This is a genomic window from Sphingomonas sp. PAMC26645 (assembly GCF_004795835.1).
Classification (GTDB): domain Bacteria; phylum Pseudomonadota; class Alphaproteobacteria; order Sphingomonadales; family Sphingomonadaceae; genus Sphingomonas.
The window spans coordinates 2,842,067-2,860,682 of sequence record NZ_CP039249.1; the positions used below are offsets into that span (position 1 = coordinate 2,842,067).

Consider the following 18,616-nt stretch of genomic DNA (forward strand, 5'->3'; position numbering starts at 1 on the left):
GGGCAGCCAAGCAGCGCAGCGCCCGGAACAGCCCCTCACCCAACCCTCTCCCCGACGGGGAGAGGGCTTTAGGAAGCCAATGCCAGACCTCAAGACGATCCTCTCCGCGACGAGCCCGCTGATCCTCTCGGGCGTGCCGTCCGGCTTCCAGCCGTCGCTGCTGGCCGACCTCGCGCGCGCCGCGAAGACGCGCGCGGTGTTCATCGCGCCCGACGATGCGGCGATGCGCGCGGTCGCCTCGACCGCGGCGTATTTCGCGCCCGATCTCGAAGTGCTGAGCTTCCCGGCCTGGGACTGCCTGCCCTACGACCGCGCCTCGCCGACGCTCCGCATCATGGCCGAGCGCGTCGCGGCGCTGCAACGCCTGCAAGGCAAGCCCAAGGGTCCGCAACTCCTGCTGACGACCGCAAACGCAGCGACGCAGCGCGTCCTCACCCCGTTCCGCATCCGCCAGCTCGTCGCGCGGCTCGCGCCCGGCGAACGGATCGGCCGCGACAAGCTCGCCATGCTGCTCCAGGCGAACGGCTACGTCCGCACCGACACCGTCCACGACCAGGGCGAATATGCGGTGCGCGGCGGGATCATCGATCTCTATCCGTCGGGCGAAGACCATGCGCTGCGACTCGATTTCTTCGGCGACGAGATCGAGAGCGTCCGCACCTTCGACGCGGCGGACCAGCGCACCACCGGCCGGATCGATGGCTTCGTCCTGCTCCCCGCCTCCGAGGCTTTGCTCGACGAGGACTCGATCAAGCGCTTCCGTACCCGCTACCGCGACGCGTTCGGCGCGACCGCGACCGGCGATCCGATGTACCAAGCGATCTCCGAAGGCCGGCGAATCGCGGGCATGGAGCATTGGCTGCCGCTGTTCGAGGAGAAGATGGCGACGCTGTTCGACCATCTCGGCGCCGATGACGTCGTCGTGCGCGACAATGGCGTCGCGGCGGCGGTGGAAAGCCGGCTCGAATCGATCGCCGACTATTACGAGAATCGCAAACGCGCGGAGGCCGCCCAGCCCGGCAGTTACCGCCCGATGCCCGCCAAGGCGCTGTACCTCGACGCACAGGAATGGTCCGGCGGCGTCGAGGCGTTCGCGGCGCACATCACCTCGCCGTTCCACGAACCGCCGAGCGACACCGTGCTCGACTTCGACGTCGACGGCCCGCGCGATTTCGGTCCTGAGCGTGCCGCGCAGGCGAACATCTACGAAGCCGTCGCCGATCACGTCGAGAAGCTCCGGAAGCAAGGTCGCAGGCCGATCCTCGCCAGCTACTCGATCGGCGCGCGTGAACGCCTGGGGAGCCTGCTCGCCGACCACGGCATGAAGGGAGGTAAACACGCGGAGACCTGGCAGGAGGCGCTCGGCATCGCCGACACTGCGCGCAGCTTCGGCGTCGCGCTGATCGTCCTGCCGCTCGATCACGGCTTCACCGCACCGGGGATCGCCGTCCTCACCGAGCAGGACATGCTCGGCGACCGGCTCGTCCACCGCAAGAAGCGCAAGAAATCTGCCGACGCGTTCCTCGCCGAATTGGCGACGCTGACGCCGGGCGATCTGGTCGTCCACACCGAGCACGGCATCGGGCGGTACGAAGGCCTGACCTCGATCCCCGTGGGTCAGAGCCCACACGACTGTGTCGCGCTAAGCTATGCCGGCGGCGACAAGCTGTACGTCCCGGTCGAGAATATCGACGTCCTCTCGCGCTACGGCTCGTCGGAGGAAGGCGCGACGCTCGACCGTCTCGGCGGCGAAGGCTGGCAGCGTCGCAAGTCGAAGATGAAGGAGCGGATCCGCGAGATCGCCGGCGAACTCATCGCGACCGCCGCCGAACGCGCGCTGCATCCGGGCGACGTGCTCGAACCCGATGCAAGCGGCTATCCGAGCTTCGTCGACCGCTTCCCGTACGAGGAAACCGAGGACCAGGACCGCGCGATCGAGGACGTGCTCGGCGATCTGGCGGCGGGCAAACCGATGGACCGCTTGGTCGTCGGCGACGTCGGCTTTGGCAAGACCGAAGTCGCGCTACGGGCCGCGTTCGTCGCGGCGATGGGCGGCAAGCAGGTCGCGATCGTCTGCCCTACGACGCTGCTCGCACGCCAGCACTACAACAACTTCGTTGCCCGCTTCGAAGGCTTCCCGATGAACATGGGCCGGCTGTCGCGGCTCGTCACCGCGAGCGAAGCCAAGGCGACCAAGGAGGGGCTGGCGAACGGCACGATAGATGTCGTCATCGGCACGCATGCGCTGCTCGCGAAGAATATCGACTTCAAGCGGCTCGGGCTGGTGGTAGTCGACGAGGAACAGCGGTTCGGCGTGACGCACAAGGAGCGGCTCAAGGCGCTGCGGGCGGACGTCCACATGCTGACGCTGACCGCCACGCCGATCCCGCGCACGCTGCAGATGGCGATGTCGGGCATCCGCGAGCTGTCGGTGATCCAGACCCCGCCGGTCGATCGCCTCGCCGTGCGGACGTACATCATGCCGTTCGATCCGGTCGTGCTGCGCGAGGCGTTGCTGCGCGAGCATTACCGCGGCGGCCAGAGCTTCGTCGTCACGCCGCGCGTGGCAGATCTGCCCGAGATCGAGGATTTTCTGCGCGAACAGGTGCCCGAGATCCGCTTCGTCGTCGCACACGGCCAGATGTCGCCGACCGAGGTCGAGGAGCGCATGTCCGCGTTCTACGACAAGAAGTTCGAGGTGCTCGTCTCGACCACGATCATCGAGAGCGGGATCGACATCGCCTCCGCCAACACGATGATCGTCCACCGCGCCGACCGCTTCGGCCTAGCGCAATTGTATCAGCTACGTGGTCGTGTCGGCCGGTCGAAGACGCGGGCGTACGCGTATCTGGTGACGCCGCCCGAACGCCAGATGACGGTGACGGCGGAGAAGCGGCTGAAGGTGCTGTCCGATCTCGATTCGCTCGGCGCCGGTTTCCAGCTGGCGAGCCACGATCTCGATATCCGCGGTGCGGGCAACATGCTCGGCGACGAGCAGACCGGGCATATCAAGGAGGTCGGCTTCGAACTCTACCAGGCGATGCTGGAGGAGGCGATCATGGACGCCAAGGCCGGCGGCATGCCCTCGTCGCGGCCGCGCGATTTCTCCCCGCAGATCACGGTGGACGCACCGATCCTCATCCCGGAAGATTACGTCCCCGATCTCGACCTGCGGATGGGGCTGTATCGTCGCCTCAACGATCTCGACGAGGGTCAGGAGATCGAGGCGTTCGCCGCCGAGATGATCGACCGTTTCGGCCCGCTGCCGGATGCGACCGAGAATTTGATCAAGGTCATCGAGATCAAGCTGAACGCGAAACGCGCGTGCGTGTCGAAGATCGACGTCGGGCCCAAGGGCGTGCTGGTATCATTCCACGACGACAAGCCGCCGAACATCGACAAGCTGCTGGCCTATGTCGAGCGGCTGAACGGGGTTGCTCGGTTGCGGCCGGACAGCAAGCTGGTGCTGCAACGCGCGTGGGGTGATCCGAAGGCGCGGCTGCATGGTGCGTTGCAGTTGTCGAAGGGGCTGGCGAAAGCGGCTTCTTAAGCCCTCTCCCCCTCGGGGAGAGGGTTGGGTGAGGGGCGCCGCAAATGCTGCGCTCTACAACAGTCTCTCACCCCGGCCCTCTCCCCGCAGGGGAGAGGGAGCAGCGCCACGAAAAAGGCCGGACTACCACTGAGGTAGCCCGGCCTTTTTGGCATCTCGAAGGTAACGCTTACTTCGGCAGCACGACACTCGGTCCGATGCTGTCCACAACCTTGCGCGCATCGAACGCGCGGATATTGTCGCGCGGGATCGGGCCCTTGCGCATCACGATCTCCGCGGTCGCCTCATAGCGATCGATCGTGCGGATATCGAAGTCGTTGCCCCATGGGCCACCACCGAAACCGCCATAGCCGCCGCCGAAACCACCACCGAAGCCGCCATACGGGCTCCAGTTGCGCCAGCCGAAGCCGCGGCCGTAATAGCGCCACGACGGACCCCAATAGCCGCCGAAGCCGCCATAACCGAACCCGCCACCGATCCCCGGCGTCGAGTAGGTCCGCGACTGGAGGTTGGTGTCGCGGTCCGCCATCAGATAATAGTCGTAGCCGTTCTGCAACGTCAGTTCGGCCGCGCGGAAGAACAGATAACGCTCGACGGTATCGCGCGACGTGACGCTGTTGCCGGCGAAGCTGACGAGGAAGCGACCCGGCTCTACCTGCCGGTCGCTATAGCCGGTGCGGCTGAACCCCTGGCCCGTCGCCGGCCGATAAGTGGTCTCGGTCGCGCAACCGGCCAGCAACAGAGCGCCCGTTGCGAGCGCTGCCAATGCGACCTTGCGACCAGGTTTCATGAACATGGTATGTCTCCGTTCGCGGCGAGTGCGGCGAAACGCCTCTTATTAGCCGTCAGTGGTGGAACGGTTGATGAACGGGTTCGCTCCAATGCGCCACCTTGCTGACTCATTTTTCACATTTCGTCTAAACGCCGATCAAGTGCAGCGCCAATGTGCGGCGATGCGGGCGGCGGCGATGCTCGAAGAGGTAGATGCCCTGCCATGTGCCGAGCGCGAGTCGGCCGTCGATCAGCGGGATCGAGAGCTGGACCTGCGTGAGCGCAGTGCGGAGATGCGCGGGCATGTCGTCCGGGCCTTCATCGTCATGTTCGTACTCACGTGACTCAGGAGCGATGCGGGCGAAATAAGCTTCGAGGTCGGTACGGACCTCAGGGGCCGCGTTCTCCTGGATGAGGAGCGAGGCGGAGGTGTGACGGCAGAATACCGTCAACAGACCTTCAGTGAGGCTTTGATCACGAACCCAGCGGGTTATCTGTTGGGTGACTTCGACGAGGCCCTGGCGGGTCGTGTCGATGGCGAGGATCGTGGTGGCTTGGCGCATTGGGTCCTAACGATCTGTCGGACGGGTTGCTCCACACTACCGCCCACCAGCGAACAGCAGTTCCCCCGCAAAGGCGGGGGTCCAGGAGTCCCATATACCATCGCCAATGCCCTGGACTCCCGCCTTCGCGGGAGAACTGGAGGGGGCCGTATCATCCCGCACCACCCCGGCGAAGGCCGGGGCCCAATTGGGGGACGCTGCCAACGACGGATGCGCTCCGTTACTTCGACCTCACCAATTGGGCCCCGGCCTTCGCCGGGGTGGTGGACCGGTTCAGTGCTTATCGCTCAAACAGCCCCGTGGCACTGCTTGTACTTGCGCCCCGACCCGCAAGGGCAAGGCGCATTACGGCTCACCACGCCTTCCCAGTTCGCAGGATCCTCGCCGATATCGGCCTCCTGCGGCTGCGGGATCTGCAATGGCGGCATCGTCGACGTGATGTGGCCACGAGTGCCCGCATCGAAGTCGTTCGAATCATCCTCCCCCGTGAACGGGTCGAAATGCGTCGTGATGAAGTCCGGCAGCTCGGGCAGCCCGACCGGCGCCTGCATCTGGAACTGCGCATGCGCGATCGTCTTGGTCACGTCCTCGCGGATCGTCTCGAGCATCCGCTGGAACAGCGAGAACGCCTCCTGCTTATACTCGTTGATCGGCGTCTTCTGCGCATAGGCGCGCAGATGGACGACCTGACGCAGCGCATCGAGCGTCGCGAGATGCTCCTTCCAGTGATGATCGAGGTTTTGCAACAGGATCGACTTCTCGACCGACGTCCACGTCTCCGTATCAAGATCGGCGGATTTCTGCGCGATCGCCTCGTCCGCCATCGCGCGGACGCGCTCCTCGATCACCTCGGGATCGACCGACTCTTCCAACAGCCACGCGTCGATCTGCGGCTCGAGGTTCATCACCTCGGCAAGCCGCGTCTTCATCCCCGCGACATCCCACTGCTCGGGATACGAGTTGGGCGGGCACGCATCGCCGACGATCACGTTGACCGTCTCCGCGCGCATGTCGGTCACCACGTCGCCGACCGTATCGGCATCCATGATGTCCGCGCGCTGCTCGTATATGACCTTGCGCTGTTCGTTCATCACGTCATCATATTCGACGACCTGCTTGCGGATGTCGTAATTGCGCGCCTCGACCTTCTTCTGCGCGGTCTCGATCGCCTTCGACAACCACTTGCTGCCGATCGCCTCGCCGTCCTCGATATTGTTGCGCATCATCTTGGCGAACAGCGTGTCCGGCCCGAAGATGCGCAGCAGATCGTCGTCGAGGCTGAGATAGAAGCGCGACAGGCCGGGATCGCCCTGACGACCCGAACGACCACGCAGCTGGTTGTCGATGCGCCGGCTCTCGTGACGCTCGGTGCCGAGCACGAACAGGCCGCCCGCGGCGAGTACCGCCTGCTTCTCCGCCTCGATCTCGATCGTGATCCGCGCCGCCGCCTCGTCATATTCGGGCGTGCCTTCGACCAATTCCGAGTGCTCGTCGAGCATGCGGAATTCGAGGTTGCCGCCGAGTTTGATGTCGGTGCCGCGGCCCGCCATGTTGGTCGCGATCGTCACCGCGGACTTGCGCCCGGCCTGCGCGACGATGTGCGCCTCCATCTCGTGGAAGCGCGCGTTGAGCACCTTGTGATCGACGTTCTCGCCGACCAGGAACTCGCTCAGCATCTCGGACTTCTCGATCGACACCGTGCCGACCAGCACCGGCTGGCCCAGGTCCGCGTGATGCTTGATCTTCTTGGCGATCGCCGCGAACTTGTCCTTGGTGTCCTTGTAGAACTCGTCTTCCTCGTCGACGCGCTTGACCTCGACGTTGGTCGGGATGCTGACGACGTTGATCTTGTAGATGTCGTAGAACTCGGCCGCCTCGGTCGCCGCGGTGCCGGTCATGCCGCCGATCTTGGGGTACATGCGGAAATAGTTCTGGAACGTGATCGAGGCCATCGTCTGGTTCTCGGGCTCGATCTGGACGCCCTCCTTCGCCTCGACCGCCTGGTGCAGGCCGTCCGACCAGCGCCGGCCGTCCATCATGCGGCCGGTGAACTCGTCGATGATGATGACCTTGCCGTCCTTGACGATGTAGTCGATGTCCGACTTGAACATCACGATCGCGCGCAGTGCCTGGTTGAGGTGATGCACGACCTGCGTGTTCTCGAAGTCGTACAGATTTTGCCCCTCGAGCAGCCCGGCCGCTTCGAGCATCCGCTCGACCTTCTCGGTGCCGTCCTCCGTGAGGATGATCGTCTTCTGCTTCTCGTCCTTGTCGTAGTCGATAGGCTCCAGCTGCTTCACGACCGCGTCGACCTGCATGTACAGCTCGGACTTGTCGTCGGTCGGGCCGGAGATGATCAGCGGCGTGCGCGCTTCGTCGATCAGCACCGAATCGACCTCGTCGACCACCGCGAAGTTGAACGCGCGCTGCGTCATCGCGCTGCGCTCGTACTTCATGTTGTCGCGGAGATAGTCGAACCCGAACTCGTTGTTGGTGCCGTAGGTGATGTCGGCGGCGTAGGCGGCGCGGCGTTCCTCGTCCGACAGGTTGGGGATGATGACGCCGATCGTCATGCCGAGGAAGGTATAGACCTGCCCCATCCACTCCGCGTCGCGCGCCGCAAGGTAGTCGTTGACGGTGACGACGTGGACGCCGTCGCCGGGGAGCGCGTTGAGATAGGTCGCGAGCGTGGCGACGAGCGTCTTGCCCTCGCCCGTGCGCATCTCGGCGATCTCGCCGCGGTGGAGGACGATGCCGCCGACCATCTGCACGTCGTAATGCCGCTGGCCGAGCACGCGGTGCGCGGCTTCACGGACGGTCGCGAACGCCTCGGGGAGCAGGTCGTCGAGCTTCTCGCCCTCTGCGAGCCGCGCGCGGAACTTGACGGTCTGCGCGGAGAGCTCCTCATCCGACATCGCCTGGAGCGACGGTTCGAACGAGGCGATCTTGGCGAGGATCGGGTTGAGCGACTTGACGTACCGATCGTTGGACGAACCGAACAAGGATTTGGCGAGGCCACCGAACATGGGCTGATTTCCTGAATTTGAGACGCGGCGGCACACGGTGGGCGCACGCGGAAGCGGATCGCTCGGATCCAAAGGTTACGATAAGGTCACACCAAGACGCTATTCGCGGCGGCGCTCTGCCCATAGCGGTAGCGAGACGACTGCAATCGTGCGCAGCATGGTAGCAACGGCAACCTGAAGCAGCGTGACGATGCCGGATGCAGGCCTTATCAAGACCTTGGCCGGCGTTGCTACCGGTGACTGCGAGCAGACGCTGCCCTGTGCTACGGCCTGCGCCGACTGACCACACACGCCCGGCACCGCGCCGGTCAACGCAGAGAGCAGAGCAGAGAGGAGTAGCAGCAGGTTCATGCGGGACCGGCTGTATGCGAGCTTGCACGATAAATCTACCGTTCGTCTCAGGGACGCACCCGGCGGACGCGGCTGTGGAGCATGCGTCCAGGCAATCTGCGCGCGCGTCGTCTTGTCGCGGGCCCGGCAGCGACTATGAAGGCGTCATGCAGACCTCGCCCCTCGCCTTGCCCTTCCCCGACGCCCCTTCGATCGACGGAGTCGCGCTGCATATTGCTCGCGCGCAGTACAAGGCGTGGGATCGGTGCGACCTGACGTTCGTGACGCTCGATCCGGGGACGGTGGTTGCGGGCGTGCTCACGACGAGCAAATGCCCGTCGCCCGAGGTGGAGTGGTGCCGTGCGGCGCTGACGCTCGGTCAGGCGCGCGCGCTGGTGGTGAATGCGGGCAATTCGAACGCCTTCACCGGATTGCGCGGTCGGGCGGCGGTCGAGGCGATCGCGGCGCGGACTGCGGCGCATCTGGGGTGTCAGCCTTCGGACGTGTTCGTGTCCTCGACCGGCGTGATCGGCGTGCCGTTGCCGATCGACAAGGCGGAAGCCGGGCTCGACAGCGCATTCGCCGCCGCGCCGTGCGGCTGGGAGGATGCCGCCGCGACGATCATGACGACCGACACCTTCACCAAGGGCGCGGTGACGACCGCGGTGATCGGGGACCGCACCGTAAGCCTCGTCGGGATCATCAAGGGTTCTGGGATGATCGCGCCGGACATGGCGACGATGCTTGGCTTCATCTTCACCGACGCAGCAGTCGAGCCGGAGTTCCTGCAAGCCGCGCTGTCGAAGGCGAACGCGCCGAGCTTCTCGTGCATCACCGTGGATAGCGATACTTCGACCAGTGATACGGTACTTGCCTTCGCGACGGGCAAGGCAGGTAATGTCGCGCTGTCGGATGATGACAGCGTGGGGGCGGACGCCTTTCGCGCCGCCCTGGCTGACCTGTGCCATCAACTGGCGATGCTCGTGGTTCGCGACGGCGAGGGCGCGCAGAAGCTGATCGAGATCCAGGTGACCGGCGCGGACAGTGACCGCAGCGCGCACCGCATTGCGATGAGCATCGCCAACTCGCCGCTGGTGAAGACCGCGATTGCCGGCGAGGACGCCAACTGGGGCCGCGTCGTCATGGCCGTCGGCAAGGCCGGCGAACCCGCCGATCGCGACACGCTCTCGATCCGTTTCGGAAATACGCAGGTTGCTGAAGGCGGCTTGGCGCTGAGCGGCTACGACGAAGCGCCAGTCGCTGCGCATCTCAAGGGCCACGAGATCGAAATCGGCGTCGATCTGGCGCTAGGCGAAGGCCGGGCCAACGTTTGGACCTGCGACCTGACGCACGGTTATATCTCGATCAACGCCGACTATCGGAGCTGATTCCGCTAATGCCGTCGTCCCAGCTTTGGCTGGGATGACGGCGGAAGTTTAGCTTACGCCAGTTCACCCTCAAGCCAAGCCTTCAGCCGGCCCTTGGGCTCGGCGCCGACCTTGGTCGCTGCCGGTGCGCCGCCCTTGAACAGGATCATCGTCGGGATGCCGCGGACGCCGTACTTGCCCGGCGCGTCCGGGTTCTCGTCGATGTTGAGCTTGGCGATCGTCACCTTCTCGCCGAGTTCTTCCGAAATCTCCTCGAGCGACGGCCCGATCATCTTGCACGGGCCGCACCATTCCGCCCAGAAATCGACGAGCACGGGGCCGTCGGCGTTCAGTACGTCCGCATCGAAGCTGGCATCGGTGATCTGCTTGGTCGCCATCGTGAATTCTCCTTGGTTGAGTCGTATCTAAGGTCGCTCGCATGTGCGCTCAACCACCGGGGCGCTAGCTTTGCTCCGTGGGCCGATAGTGCGGCTTGTTCGCGGCCAGCGTCTCGTCGTTCAGCACGATCAGCCGCGGTCCGGCCGTGTACAGCAATGCCGCCTCGACCGACCGCCCTGGAAAGATGACGCTCAAGGCTTCGGCATAGGCTGCCATCTGCTTCAGATGGTAGTCCGGCACGTCGTCGAGGCTGCGCGGTGCGCGCCGCCCGGTCTTGAAGTCGACGACCCGTACGCGGTTGGGCTCGATCAACAGGCGATCGACCGTGCCCGACACGACCATGCCGTTCGCGAGGGTCGCGGCGATCGGCGCTTCGGCCAACGTATCCACGCTGAAAAGCTCGGCAAAGCGCGGATCGTCGAGTACGGCGACCACGCTCTGCACGATTTCGGACCGTGCTGCGGGATCGTCGACGCCGCCTGCTTTTGCCAGCCAGCGATCGGCTGCCATCGCACGATCGGCGGCAGCAACCGCCGGCAGACGCTCGAACAGCGCATGGATCAGTCGGCCCCGCTCCGCTGCGACGCGCATCGCGGGCGTCGGCGGTGGATCGGACACCGCGTCGTCACCCAGCGCAGACGGTGACAGCGGACGAGGCGGACGCGCTTCTTGCGGTGCGGGTTCATGCGCCCAGGCCGGTAGCTGCGCGTTCGCCGCAACCTCCACCGATGTCGAAGCCTTGGCGATTACCGCAGGCTGAGGCTCGACCCCGGCGAACGTCCGCGCGCCCTCGCCCATCGGCACTTCGAGCGCCGTCAGTGCACGGTCGGCCGCAGCGTACCAGCTGTTCTCCGGCGGCACGCCCTTCGCGCGCGGCCCGAGCGCACCGGCGATCACCAGCCGCTCTTCGGCGCGCGTGGCGGCGACGTAGAACAGCCGCCAATGCTCCTCCAGTTCGCGCTGCTCGGCGGCCGATACGACGGCATCCAGCGGGCCGCCGCGCTCGCTCGACCGCGGCCGGAACACCGGGATCGGCGCGGCTCCTGGCTCAGGTGCCCATTTAAGGATCGAGCGCGGTGCCGCCGATGGGTCCGCGGTCGCATCCGCCAGGATTACCAGCGGCGCCTGCAACCCCTTCGCACCGTGCGCGGTCATCACCCGGACCGCATCGAGCGGCGCCGACGGATCGCGGACGATCTCGACATCGCCGCGGTCGAACCAGTCGAGGAAGCGCTGCAACGAAGGCGTCGTGGTGCTCTCGAACGTCAACGCGGCGTTGAGCAGTTCCTCGATTGGATCGCGTGCCTCGGTCCCCAACCGCCGGATCAGTTTCCGACGTCCGTCGAGCGGCCCCGAGAGCAGTTCCTCCAGGAACTGGTACGGCGTGGCGATGTCCGCGCGTGCCAACATCGCCAGCAACGGGGCGAGCCGCGTCGCGGGTTGCGTGCGTTGCAGGTGCCGCCACAACGGGCCGGCCTCGCGCGGGGCGGCGGCCATCAATTCGTCCTGCGTCCAGCCGATCAGCGGCGACACGAGCAGCGCCGCGACGCTGAGATCGTCCTCCGGCTGCAACACGAAGCGGATCGTCGCGAGCAGATCCTGCACCGCAAGCGGCGCGTTCAGCCGCAGGCGATCGACGCCCGCCACCGGCACGCCCTCGGCATACAGCCGCGCGATGATCAGCGAGGCGAGATCGCCGCGTCGCTTGACCAGGATCATGACGTCCTCGGGCCGCAACCGCCGCCCCTTGCTCTCGAGCATCAAGCCCGTGTCGGACGCGAGCCAGCCCTTCACCGCGCGCGCGATATCGCTGGCGAGCTTGCGCACCGCGTCGTCGACCCAGCCCTCTTCGTCGTCCTCGCTGCCGCCCGCCGACACCGGCGGCCACAAGGTCACGGTGCCCGGCCCGGCGACCTCGCTGGCGTGCTGTTCGACTTCTCCCGCGATTCCGAGCCCCGGCTCGCCGATCGCTTCGATCGCCGCATCGACGAACTCCAGCACGGTTCGCGTCGATCGGAACGAATGGCGCAGCGACAGTCGCGCCAAGGGGAGCCCACGCTCTTCCTCGGGCCAGTCGTCGTCGCCCTCGGCCTCGCTCGCACGACCGCCGAAATATTGTTCGGCAGCCTGAAAATTGAGCGGATCGGTCCCCTGGAAGCCGAAGATCGCCTGCTTGTAGTCGCCGACCGTGAACAGCGTCCGCGTCGACGGCGCATAGATACCGCGACCGACGAAGAACTCGTCCGCCAGCGCACGCACGATCCTCCACTGGTGCCCATTGGTGTCCTGCGCCTCGTCGATCAGCAGGTGTTCCGTCGCCTGGTCGAGCTTGTAGCGGACCCATTCGCCGATCCCCGGCTGATCGAGCAGCGCCACCGTCGTCGCGATCAGGTCGTCGAAATCGACCGCCCCCGCGCGCCGCTTGGCCAGCGCGTACCCCCGCGCATAATCGCGCCCGACCTCAAGTCCGTCGGCGAGCAGGTCGCAATAGGTCGCACGCTGGACCATCGACAGGACATCGGTGCACGCCTCGCCCAGGTCGCGTGCGAGGATTTCGTAATCGGGTTCGGCATCAATCAGTTTCTTCGAGGCTTTGCGCTGCGTGCCCGTGCCGGTCAGCACGACGCTGGCGAGTTCGTCCAGGGTCGCCGCGCGATCCTCGGAATCGAGCCAGCGCTGCACGGTCGCCGCTGCGGCCTGCCCGGTAGCGGTCCCCCAGGTGCGATTGGCCGCGGCAATCCGTGCGATCGCATCGAGGTCGAGCGCGTCGCACCATTCCGCGATCGCCTCGTCGATATCGCCGGAGGGCAGGCCGAGTTCGCGTCGAAGCCAGGGCTGGATCCCGACCGGCAGCGCCTCCAACGCGGGCAACGCGCGGGCGCAGGCGAGCAGGAACGCCTCCGCGCCGCCCTCGCCCAGCCGCAGCGATAGCCGACCGACGATCTCGACGGGACGCTCGCGTCCCTCGCGCTCGGCGTCTGACAGCATCGATGCCAATGCTTCACGCGCGAGCCCCGCCTCTTCGCGCGCTTCCAGCGGTCGGAACCCCGGAGTCAGCCCGGCCTCGACCGGGAATGCTGCCAGCAAGCCTTGGCAGAAACCGTGGATGGTCTGGATGCGCAGACCGCCGCCGGGCGCGTCGAGCACCTTGGCGAACAGGGTGCGCGCGCGGTCCTGCAAGGCCTGTACCGGGCTCTCGCCGAGCGCGATCAGGTCCGCCGCCAGCGCCGGCGCGGGCATCCGCACCCACGCGGCGAGACGCCCGTTGATCCGCTGCGCCATCTCCGCCGCGCCCGCCTTGGTGAAGGTCAGGCACAGGATCGCGCCGGGATCGACACCGCGCAACAGGAGGCGGAACACGCGTGCCGCGAGCACTTGCGTCTTGCCGGTGCCGGCCGACGCGGACAGCCAGACGTGCGAGGCCGGGTTGCTCGCATCGGCCTGCGCGCCCCTCAGCCGGGGCAGCGTGGCGAGCGTATCACCGCTCACGGCCATACCATTCGTCGCGTCGCATCAGCTGGTCATACTCGGCATAGGGGGCGTATTCGGGGACGAGCTTGGCGGTGAACGCGGCGCTGCCGGTGAGCCATTCGCCGACGACTTCGGTGAAGTTGTGCGCAGCGATCGACGTGAATTCGGCGGTCGGGATCTTGTCGCGCTTACCCTCGGGATCGACCGGGCTCTCGATATAGCCGAACGCGTCGCGCTTCTTGCCGAGCGACCAATATTCGAACGCGCCCGCGATGCCGGAGACGTCTGGGAACCCGCCGCGTTCGGCGATCAGGCCGAGCAGCCCGAGCTGGAGGCTGTACCCGGCGCGCACCGCGGTTGGGGACGGTGGCTTCCCGGTCTTGTAGTCGATCACGGCCAAGCGCCCGTCGGGCAGCTTGTCGATGCGGTCGTAGCGACCCGATAGCGTCACCCCCGCGATCTCGATCTTGCCCCTGCCCTCGGCGCTGGCGACGCTCCGGCCGTCCTCACCTTGTGCGACGATAGCGCCGGCGATCCAGTCGATCGCCTCAAGCAACCGCGGCTGCCAGAGTGCGCGCATCATCGGATGTGTGCGCTCGTCGTCGAGCATCGCCTTCGCGCGCAGCCGCAGCGTGTCGACGGTGCACCCGTCCTGCTTCCACCACTGCTCGAGAATGTCGTGCACCGCCGTCCCGCGCCACGCCGCGCTGGGATCGGCATCGACCGGATCGAGCGGCATAAGGCCGAGAACACGGCGCGCGTAGAAGGCGTAGGGGTCGGCCTTGAGGCGATCGACCTCGGTGACGGAGATGGCCTTCGGACGCAGCAGCGCCGGCGGTGACGGTGCGGGCCGGTCGGCGGGTTCGTGCACGCCCGGATCGTCGAGCGCCCGCGTCCAGCCTTCCAGCGCCGATGCGCGCTCGAACCTATCGCCTGCGAGCGCCTGCAACCGGAGCCAGAGGCGCGAGGCCAGAGCGGGCGACTTCGCATCCCGCCGCGCCCGCGTGACCACAGCGCGGGGAGCCCCCAGCGCCTGCGCGAAATCGTGCGCCGCAGTGCCGACACGTCGCTCCAGACCCGGCAGGCCAAGCTCCATCCGTATGCGCGGTGCCAGCCAGGGGTCGGGCGCAGGCCGCCCCGGCCACACGCCCTCGTTCAGCCCGCCGAGGACCATGACGTCGGCGGTCTGCAACCGCGCCTCGATCAGGCCGTAGATCGCCAGCCGTGGATGCCCACCCGGCGCCGGCCGCACCGCGACTTCGTCGAGCAACGTTCGCAACAGTTGCGGCAGCTCGCGCGGATCAATCCGCGGCGGTCCGGCGGGCGCTTCGGCCTCCAGATCGGCAAGGAACTCCGCTGCCGCACGCCCTGCGAGCCCCGACCAGAGATTGTCGCCGCACAAGGTCTGCGCCGTCTCGCGCAGGCACGCGAGCACCGACGCCAAGGGCTGCGGTCCCTGGTCGAACGCGTTCGCCAGCGGCGTCAGCAGCGGCTGGACGTCGGTCCACCACGTCGCCGCCGTGCCCTTGCGCTCCTCCAGATGTCCGGCGATCCCGTCGAGCCCCGCCGCCGGCCTTGGCCCGCGCAACCGTCGGTCGAGCGCGCGCGCGCCGTCGAGCCAGAGCAAGCGATCCTCGCCTGCACGGACCAGCGGGTGCTTCAGCAACGCCAGCAGCGCGAGCGGCGAGAAGCGCTGCGCCGCCGCTTCGGCCAGCGCGAGCAGGAGCGTGCCCGGCGGCAGGATCGACAAGGGCCGCCCTGCGCTATCGTCAATGCTGATGCCCCAGCGGCCGAGATGCGCCGCCACGCGCCGCGCCAGCGCGCGATCGGGCGTGACGAGGGCGGCGGTCCGCTCGGGCACTTCCAGCGCCTCGCGCAGGACGAGCGCGATCGCCTGCGCCTCCTCTGCTGGCGTTGCGAGTTCGGCGGCGGTCACGCCCTTCAAACGGCGATCCTCCGCCGCGATCTGCGTCCATTTCCCCGTGAAATCCGCGGGCGCCAGTGCGTTGGCGATCGCCCGGCCGCGCGCGGGGTCGGCATCGTGCCCGCCGCCCTCGCGCCATGTCTGCACCTCGCCCCGGGCGACGCCCATGCGCAGGAGCATCAGCTTCGCATCGAACTGCGGATGCGTCTCGATCGAGCGCCGCGTGAGCCCGGTCACCGGGTTCGGATCGTGCGGGCCGAGCGCGTCCCATTCCTCGTCCGGCAGCGCCAGGTCGAGGCCGGCGAATACCACCATGCCCTGCGGCATGCCGGCGATGCAGCGGAGCAGGCGCGCGACCGCTGGCGCGGAATCGGTCACGCCGGCCGCGCAGACGATCCCGGCGGGCGGTGCGTTTCGCCAGCGCTTGTCGAGCCGGTCGAGCAACCCCGAGCGTCGCGTCGCCGCGTCGATCCGCTCCAGCCGCGCGAGTTCGCCCGGCCAGCGTTGCAGCACGATCTCGAACGTCGCCAGCGCGCGACGCCAATGCTCGGTGAGTTCGGGGCCGAGCTCGATATCGCGCAACTTGGTCGGCGGCACTTCCTCGACCAGCAACTGATCGAGCGTCCGCGCGAGTTCACCCGCGAGCCGCACCGCTTCGGCGGCATCGACGGGATGGCCTTCGCGCGCCCGCTCTTCGGACACCAGTCGCGCGAGGATCATGCGCCGCTGATAGGACGGTACCGCGGGCAGCGGCGGATCGATGTCGTCCGCGGGATCGAGCGCGGCGCCGACCGCCTCGCCCATCTCCGGATCGCCCAGCGCCACCAATCGCGGCAGCACGAGCCCGCCGCCGCTTGCACGCACGAACGCCTCGGTCACCGCCTTCACCGCGCGGTTGTTCGGCAGCACGACGAGCGCGCGGGCGAGCGCCAGCGGATCGCGCCCCGCCCGCCGGGTCAGCCCGGCGACCAGCGCGTCCGCAAACGCGCGGTGCGCGGGGATCGTGTAGAGCGTCGGGCGATCCGCCGTGGCGACGTCAGCCATCCGCTAGGATCGCCTCGGTCTTCGGGATCGCGGCGGGCGTGCCGACGTCGAACCACAGGCCCTGATGGACCTGGCCGTAAGCGCGGCCGGCGGCGATCGCACGATCCCAGAAGAGGTTGGTCGAGAACGGCCCCTCCGGCCAGTCCGCGATCAGGCGCGGGTGGAGAATCTGGATGCCGGTATAGGCGAACGGTGCGACGCGGCCGGGCTTGCGGCGGCCAGCGATCCGCCCGTCGCTGCCCAGGTAGAAATCGCCCATGCCGCCGTGATTGTTCGCGCGCGCCAGCGGCACCATCAGCAGCAGCGCGTCCATCTTCGCGTCGTCCCAGCGCGACGCGAGCAGCCTGATCGCGTCCATCGGCCCGTCGATCCAGAGATTGTCGCTATTGACGACCAGCACCGGCGCGTTCCCGAGCAGATGCCGCGCCTGGACGAGCCCGCCGCCCGTCTCCATCAGCATCTTGCGCTCGTCGGAGATCACGACCTCGATCCCATCGAACCGGTCGGTGACGTGCGCCTCCAGCGTGTCCGCCAGATAGTGCACGTTGACGACCGCGCGCTTGATCCCGGCGGCCTGCAACCGCTCGAAGACGTGGTCGATCAGCGGCTTGCCTGCGACCTGCACCAGCGGCTTTGGCCTCGTCGCGGTCAGCGGGCGCATCCGCTTGCCCAGGCCCGCTGCCATCACCATCGCCGTCTCGGGCACGATCCCGCGCGGGACAGGCCGGATCGTCTGCTGGCGGCTCACGCGCTCAAGGCCAGCGGATCGCCGCGCAGCGCGGGCGGCACGTTCGCCGCGAACCATGCCGCGACCGGCGCCATTACCGGCTGTGCCAGATCGCGCTCCAGATACGTCCAGACGCGCGGGCACATCGTCGCATAATGCGGCTTGCCGTCGCGCTTCCACAGCCGTGTGAAGATGCCGAGGATCTTCGCGTTCCGCTGCGCGCCGAGCACGTGATACGCGTTCATGAAGTCTTCCCCCGCGTCCGCCGCCGCGCGATATCGCTCCAGCATCGCCGCCTCGACCGCCGGATCGACCGTCCGCCGCGCATCCTGCAACAGCGACACGAGGTCATACGCTGGATGCCCCGCCAAGGCGTCCTGGAAATCGAGCAGGCCGAGTGATCGCTCCGGCCCGACGAGCATCAGGTTTTCGGCATGATAATCGCGCAATACCGTAACCGGCGTCTCGGCGATGGCGTGGTCGAACACCGACTCCCAAGCCGCGTCCCAACCTGCGAGATCGGGCTCGATCCCAACCGCCGGGCAATACCATTCGACGAATAGCCCCGCCTCGCGCTTCAGCACGGCGCGATCATAGGGGGGGACCGGCCCAGCCGGCTCCGCACGAAGTCGGACCAGCAGGTCAATCGCAGGCGCATACAGCGACAGTTCCCCCCCCGGTGAAGCATCGACCGCCTCGCGCAGCCGATCGTCGCCGAAATCCTCGATCAGCACGAGCCCTTGGTCGAGGTCGCACGCCAGGATAGCCGGCGCGGCGAAGTCACGTTCGACAAGCCATTTGGCCACCGCGATGAACGGGCGGGGATCCTCGTGCGGAGGTGGCGCATCCATGAGGATCGCTTTCCGCCCTGCTCCGATCGCGCGGAAATAGCGCCGGAACGACGCGTCGCCCGCGACCGGGAGGATCTGCGCGCCTCCCCAGCCATGGGCATCGAGGAAAGCGGCGGCGCCGGGCGGCGGGGTCATGTCGGCCATCGCGACCTCCAAGCTTCCGGCACGCCGATAGTCAAGCCGCGCGTGCCGTCGGGCTCGATCGTCAGGCTCAGGCGAAGCGCATCCGGCCAGTAATCCGGGCCTGCGCGTTCCGGCCATTCAACCAGCAGAAGCGAATCATAGCGGGCGTCGTCGAGCGCGAGTTCCTCGATCTCGGCGGGGTCGTCGATGCGGTAGAGATCGACGTGCAGTACGGGGAAGCGCACTTCGGGGGGCTCGTAGGGCTGGACGATGGCGAAGCTGGGGGATGGCGCTTCGCCGGCGAGGCCTAGTGCGGCGAGGAGGCCGCGCGCGACGCTGGTTTTGCCGGCGCCGAGCGTGCCCACAAGCGTGATCACGTCGCCCGGGCGAACGCGGTCGGCCAACAGCGCCCCGAACGCTTCGGTCGCTTGCGGATCGGATAGGAGGATTGCGTGCATTAGCCCTCTCCC

General features: G+C 67.3%; 12 protein-coding genes. 2 read left to right on the forward strand and 10 right to left on the reverse strand.

The genetic code is table 11. The annotated features are described in order from the left end of the window. The first annotated feature begins 79 nt into the window (after window positions 1-79). Complete coding sequence (mfd, locus tag E5673_RS13140; RefSeq protein ID WP_136190355.1) at window positions 80-3,550, forward strand: transcription-repair coupling factor; 3,471 nt, start codon at window positions 80-82, stop codon at window positions 3,548-3,550. Between the two features lie 169 nt (window positions 3,551-3,719). Here the strand turns inward: mfd and E5673_RS13145 are convergent, their stop codons facing one another. The 4 genes from E5673_RS13145 to E5673_RS13160 all read right to left on the reverse strand — a co-directional run bounded on the left by E5673_RS13145 (window position 3,720) and on the right by E5673_RS13160 (window position 8,261). Then, window positions 3,720-4,340, reverse strand: a complete 621-nt coding sequence (locus tag E5673_RS13145; RefSeq protein ID WP_056059563.1) for a hypothetical protein — start codon at window positions 4,338-4,340, stop codon at window positions 3,720-3,722. Window positions 4,341-4,467: 127 nt separating this feature from the next. Further along, complete coding sequence (locus E5673_RS13150) at window positions 4,468-4,884, reverse strand: secondary thiamine-phosphate synthase enzyme YjbQ (RefSeq protein WP_136190356.1); 417 nt, start codon at window positions 4,882-4,884, stop codon at window positions 4,468-4,470. Between the two features lie 287 nt (window positions 4,885-5,171). Continuing rightward, window positions 5,172-7,910, reverse strand: coding sequence for a preprotein translocase subunit SecA (secA, locus tag E5673_RS13155; RefSeq protein WP_136190357.1), 2,739 nt, complete (start codon window positions 7,908-7,910; stop codon window positions 5,172-5,174). Between the two features lie 99 nt (window positions 7,911-8,009). Continuing rightward, window positions 8,010-8,261, reverse strand: a complete 252-nt coding sequence (locus tag E5673_RS13160) for a hypothetical protein (RefSeq protein ID WP_136190358.1) — start codon at window positions 8,259-8,261, stop codon at window positions 8,010-8,012. 146 nt (window positions 8,262-8,407) lie between these two features. Here E5673_RS13160 and argJ point away from each other — a divergent pair, with 146 nt between their 5' ends. Then, window positions 8,408-9,628: a bifunctional glutamate N-acetyltransferase/amino-acid acetyltransferase ArgJ gene (argJ, locus tag E5673_RS13165; RefSeq protein ID WP_136190359.1), complete on the forward strand. Its 1,221-nt coding sequence runs from the start codon at window positions 8,408-8,410 to the stop codon at window positions 9,626-9,628. Between the two features lie 53 nt (window positions 9,629-9,681). On the opposite strand, the gene trxA is transcribed toward argJ, so the two are convergent. The 6 genes from trxA to tsaE form a co-directional block, all read right to left on the reverse strand. After that, complete coding sequence (trxA, locus tag E5673_RS13170; RefSeq protein WP_055877560.1) at window positions 9,682-10,005, reverse strand: thioredoxin TrxA; 324 nt, start codon at window positions 10,003-10,005, stop codon at window positions 9,682-9,684. Window positions 10,006-10,069: 64 nt separating this feature from the next. After that, window positions 10,070-13,495 (reverse strand): double-strand break repair helicase AddA, encoded by a 3,426-nt coding sequence (addA, locus tag E5673_RS13175; RefSeq protein WP_136190360.1) that lies wholly within the window; start codon window positions 13,493-13,495, stop codon window positions 10,070-10,072. Then, window positions 13,485-16,445 carry a double-strand break repair protein AddB gene (gene addB / locus E5673_RS13180; protein WP_136190361.1) on the reverse strand — a complete coding sequence of 987 codons (2,961 nt, stop codon included), beginning with the start codon at window positions 16,443-16,445 and terminating at the stop codon, window positions 13,485-13,487. Before addB ends, addA begins: the two co-directional genes overlap by 11 nt. Next, a complete protein-coding gene (locus E5673_RS13185) occupies window positions 16,438-17,193 on the reverse strand; it encodes a nucleotidyltransferase family protein (protein WP_247599383.1) in 756 nt (251 codons plus the stop codon). The genes addB and E5673_RS13185 overlap by 8 nt, the downstream gene beginning before the upstream one ends. Next, window positions 17,190-18,158 carry a phosphotransferase gene (locus E5673_RS13190; RefSeq protein WP_136191511.1) on the reverse strand — a complete coding sequence of 323 codons (969 nt, stop codon included), beginning with the start codon at window positions 18,156-18,158 and terminating at the stop codon, window positions 17,190-17,192. The genes E5673_RS13185 and E5673_RS13190 overlap by 4 nt, the downstream gene beginning before the upstream one ends. Further along, window positions 18,155-18,604, reverse strand: coding sequence for a tRNA (adenosine(37)-N6)-threonylcarbamoyltransferase complex ATPase subunit type 1 TsaE (gene tsaE, locus E5673_RS13195; RefSeq protein ID WP_136190363.1), 450 nt, complete (start codon window positions 18,602-18,604; stop codon window positions 18,155-18,157). The genes E5673_RS13190 and tsaE overlap by 4 nt, the downstream gene beginning before the upstream one ends. Between the last annotated feature and the right edge of the window lie 12 nt (window positions 18,605-18,616).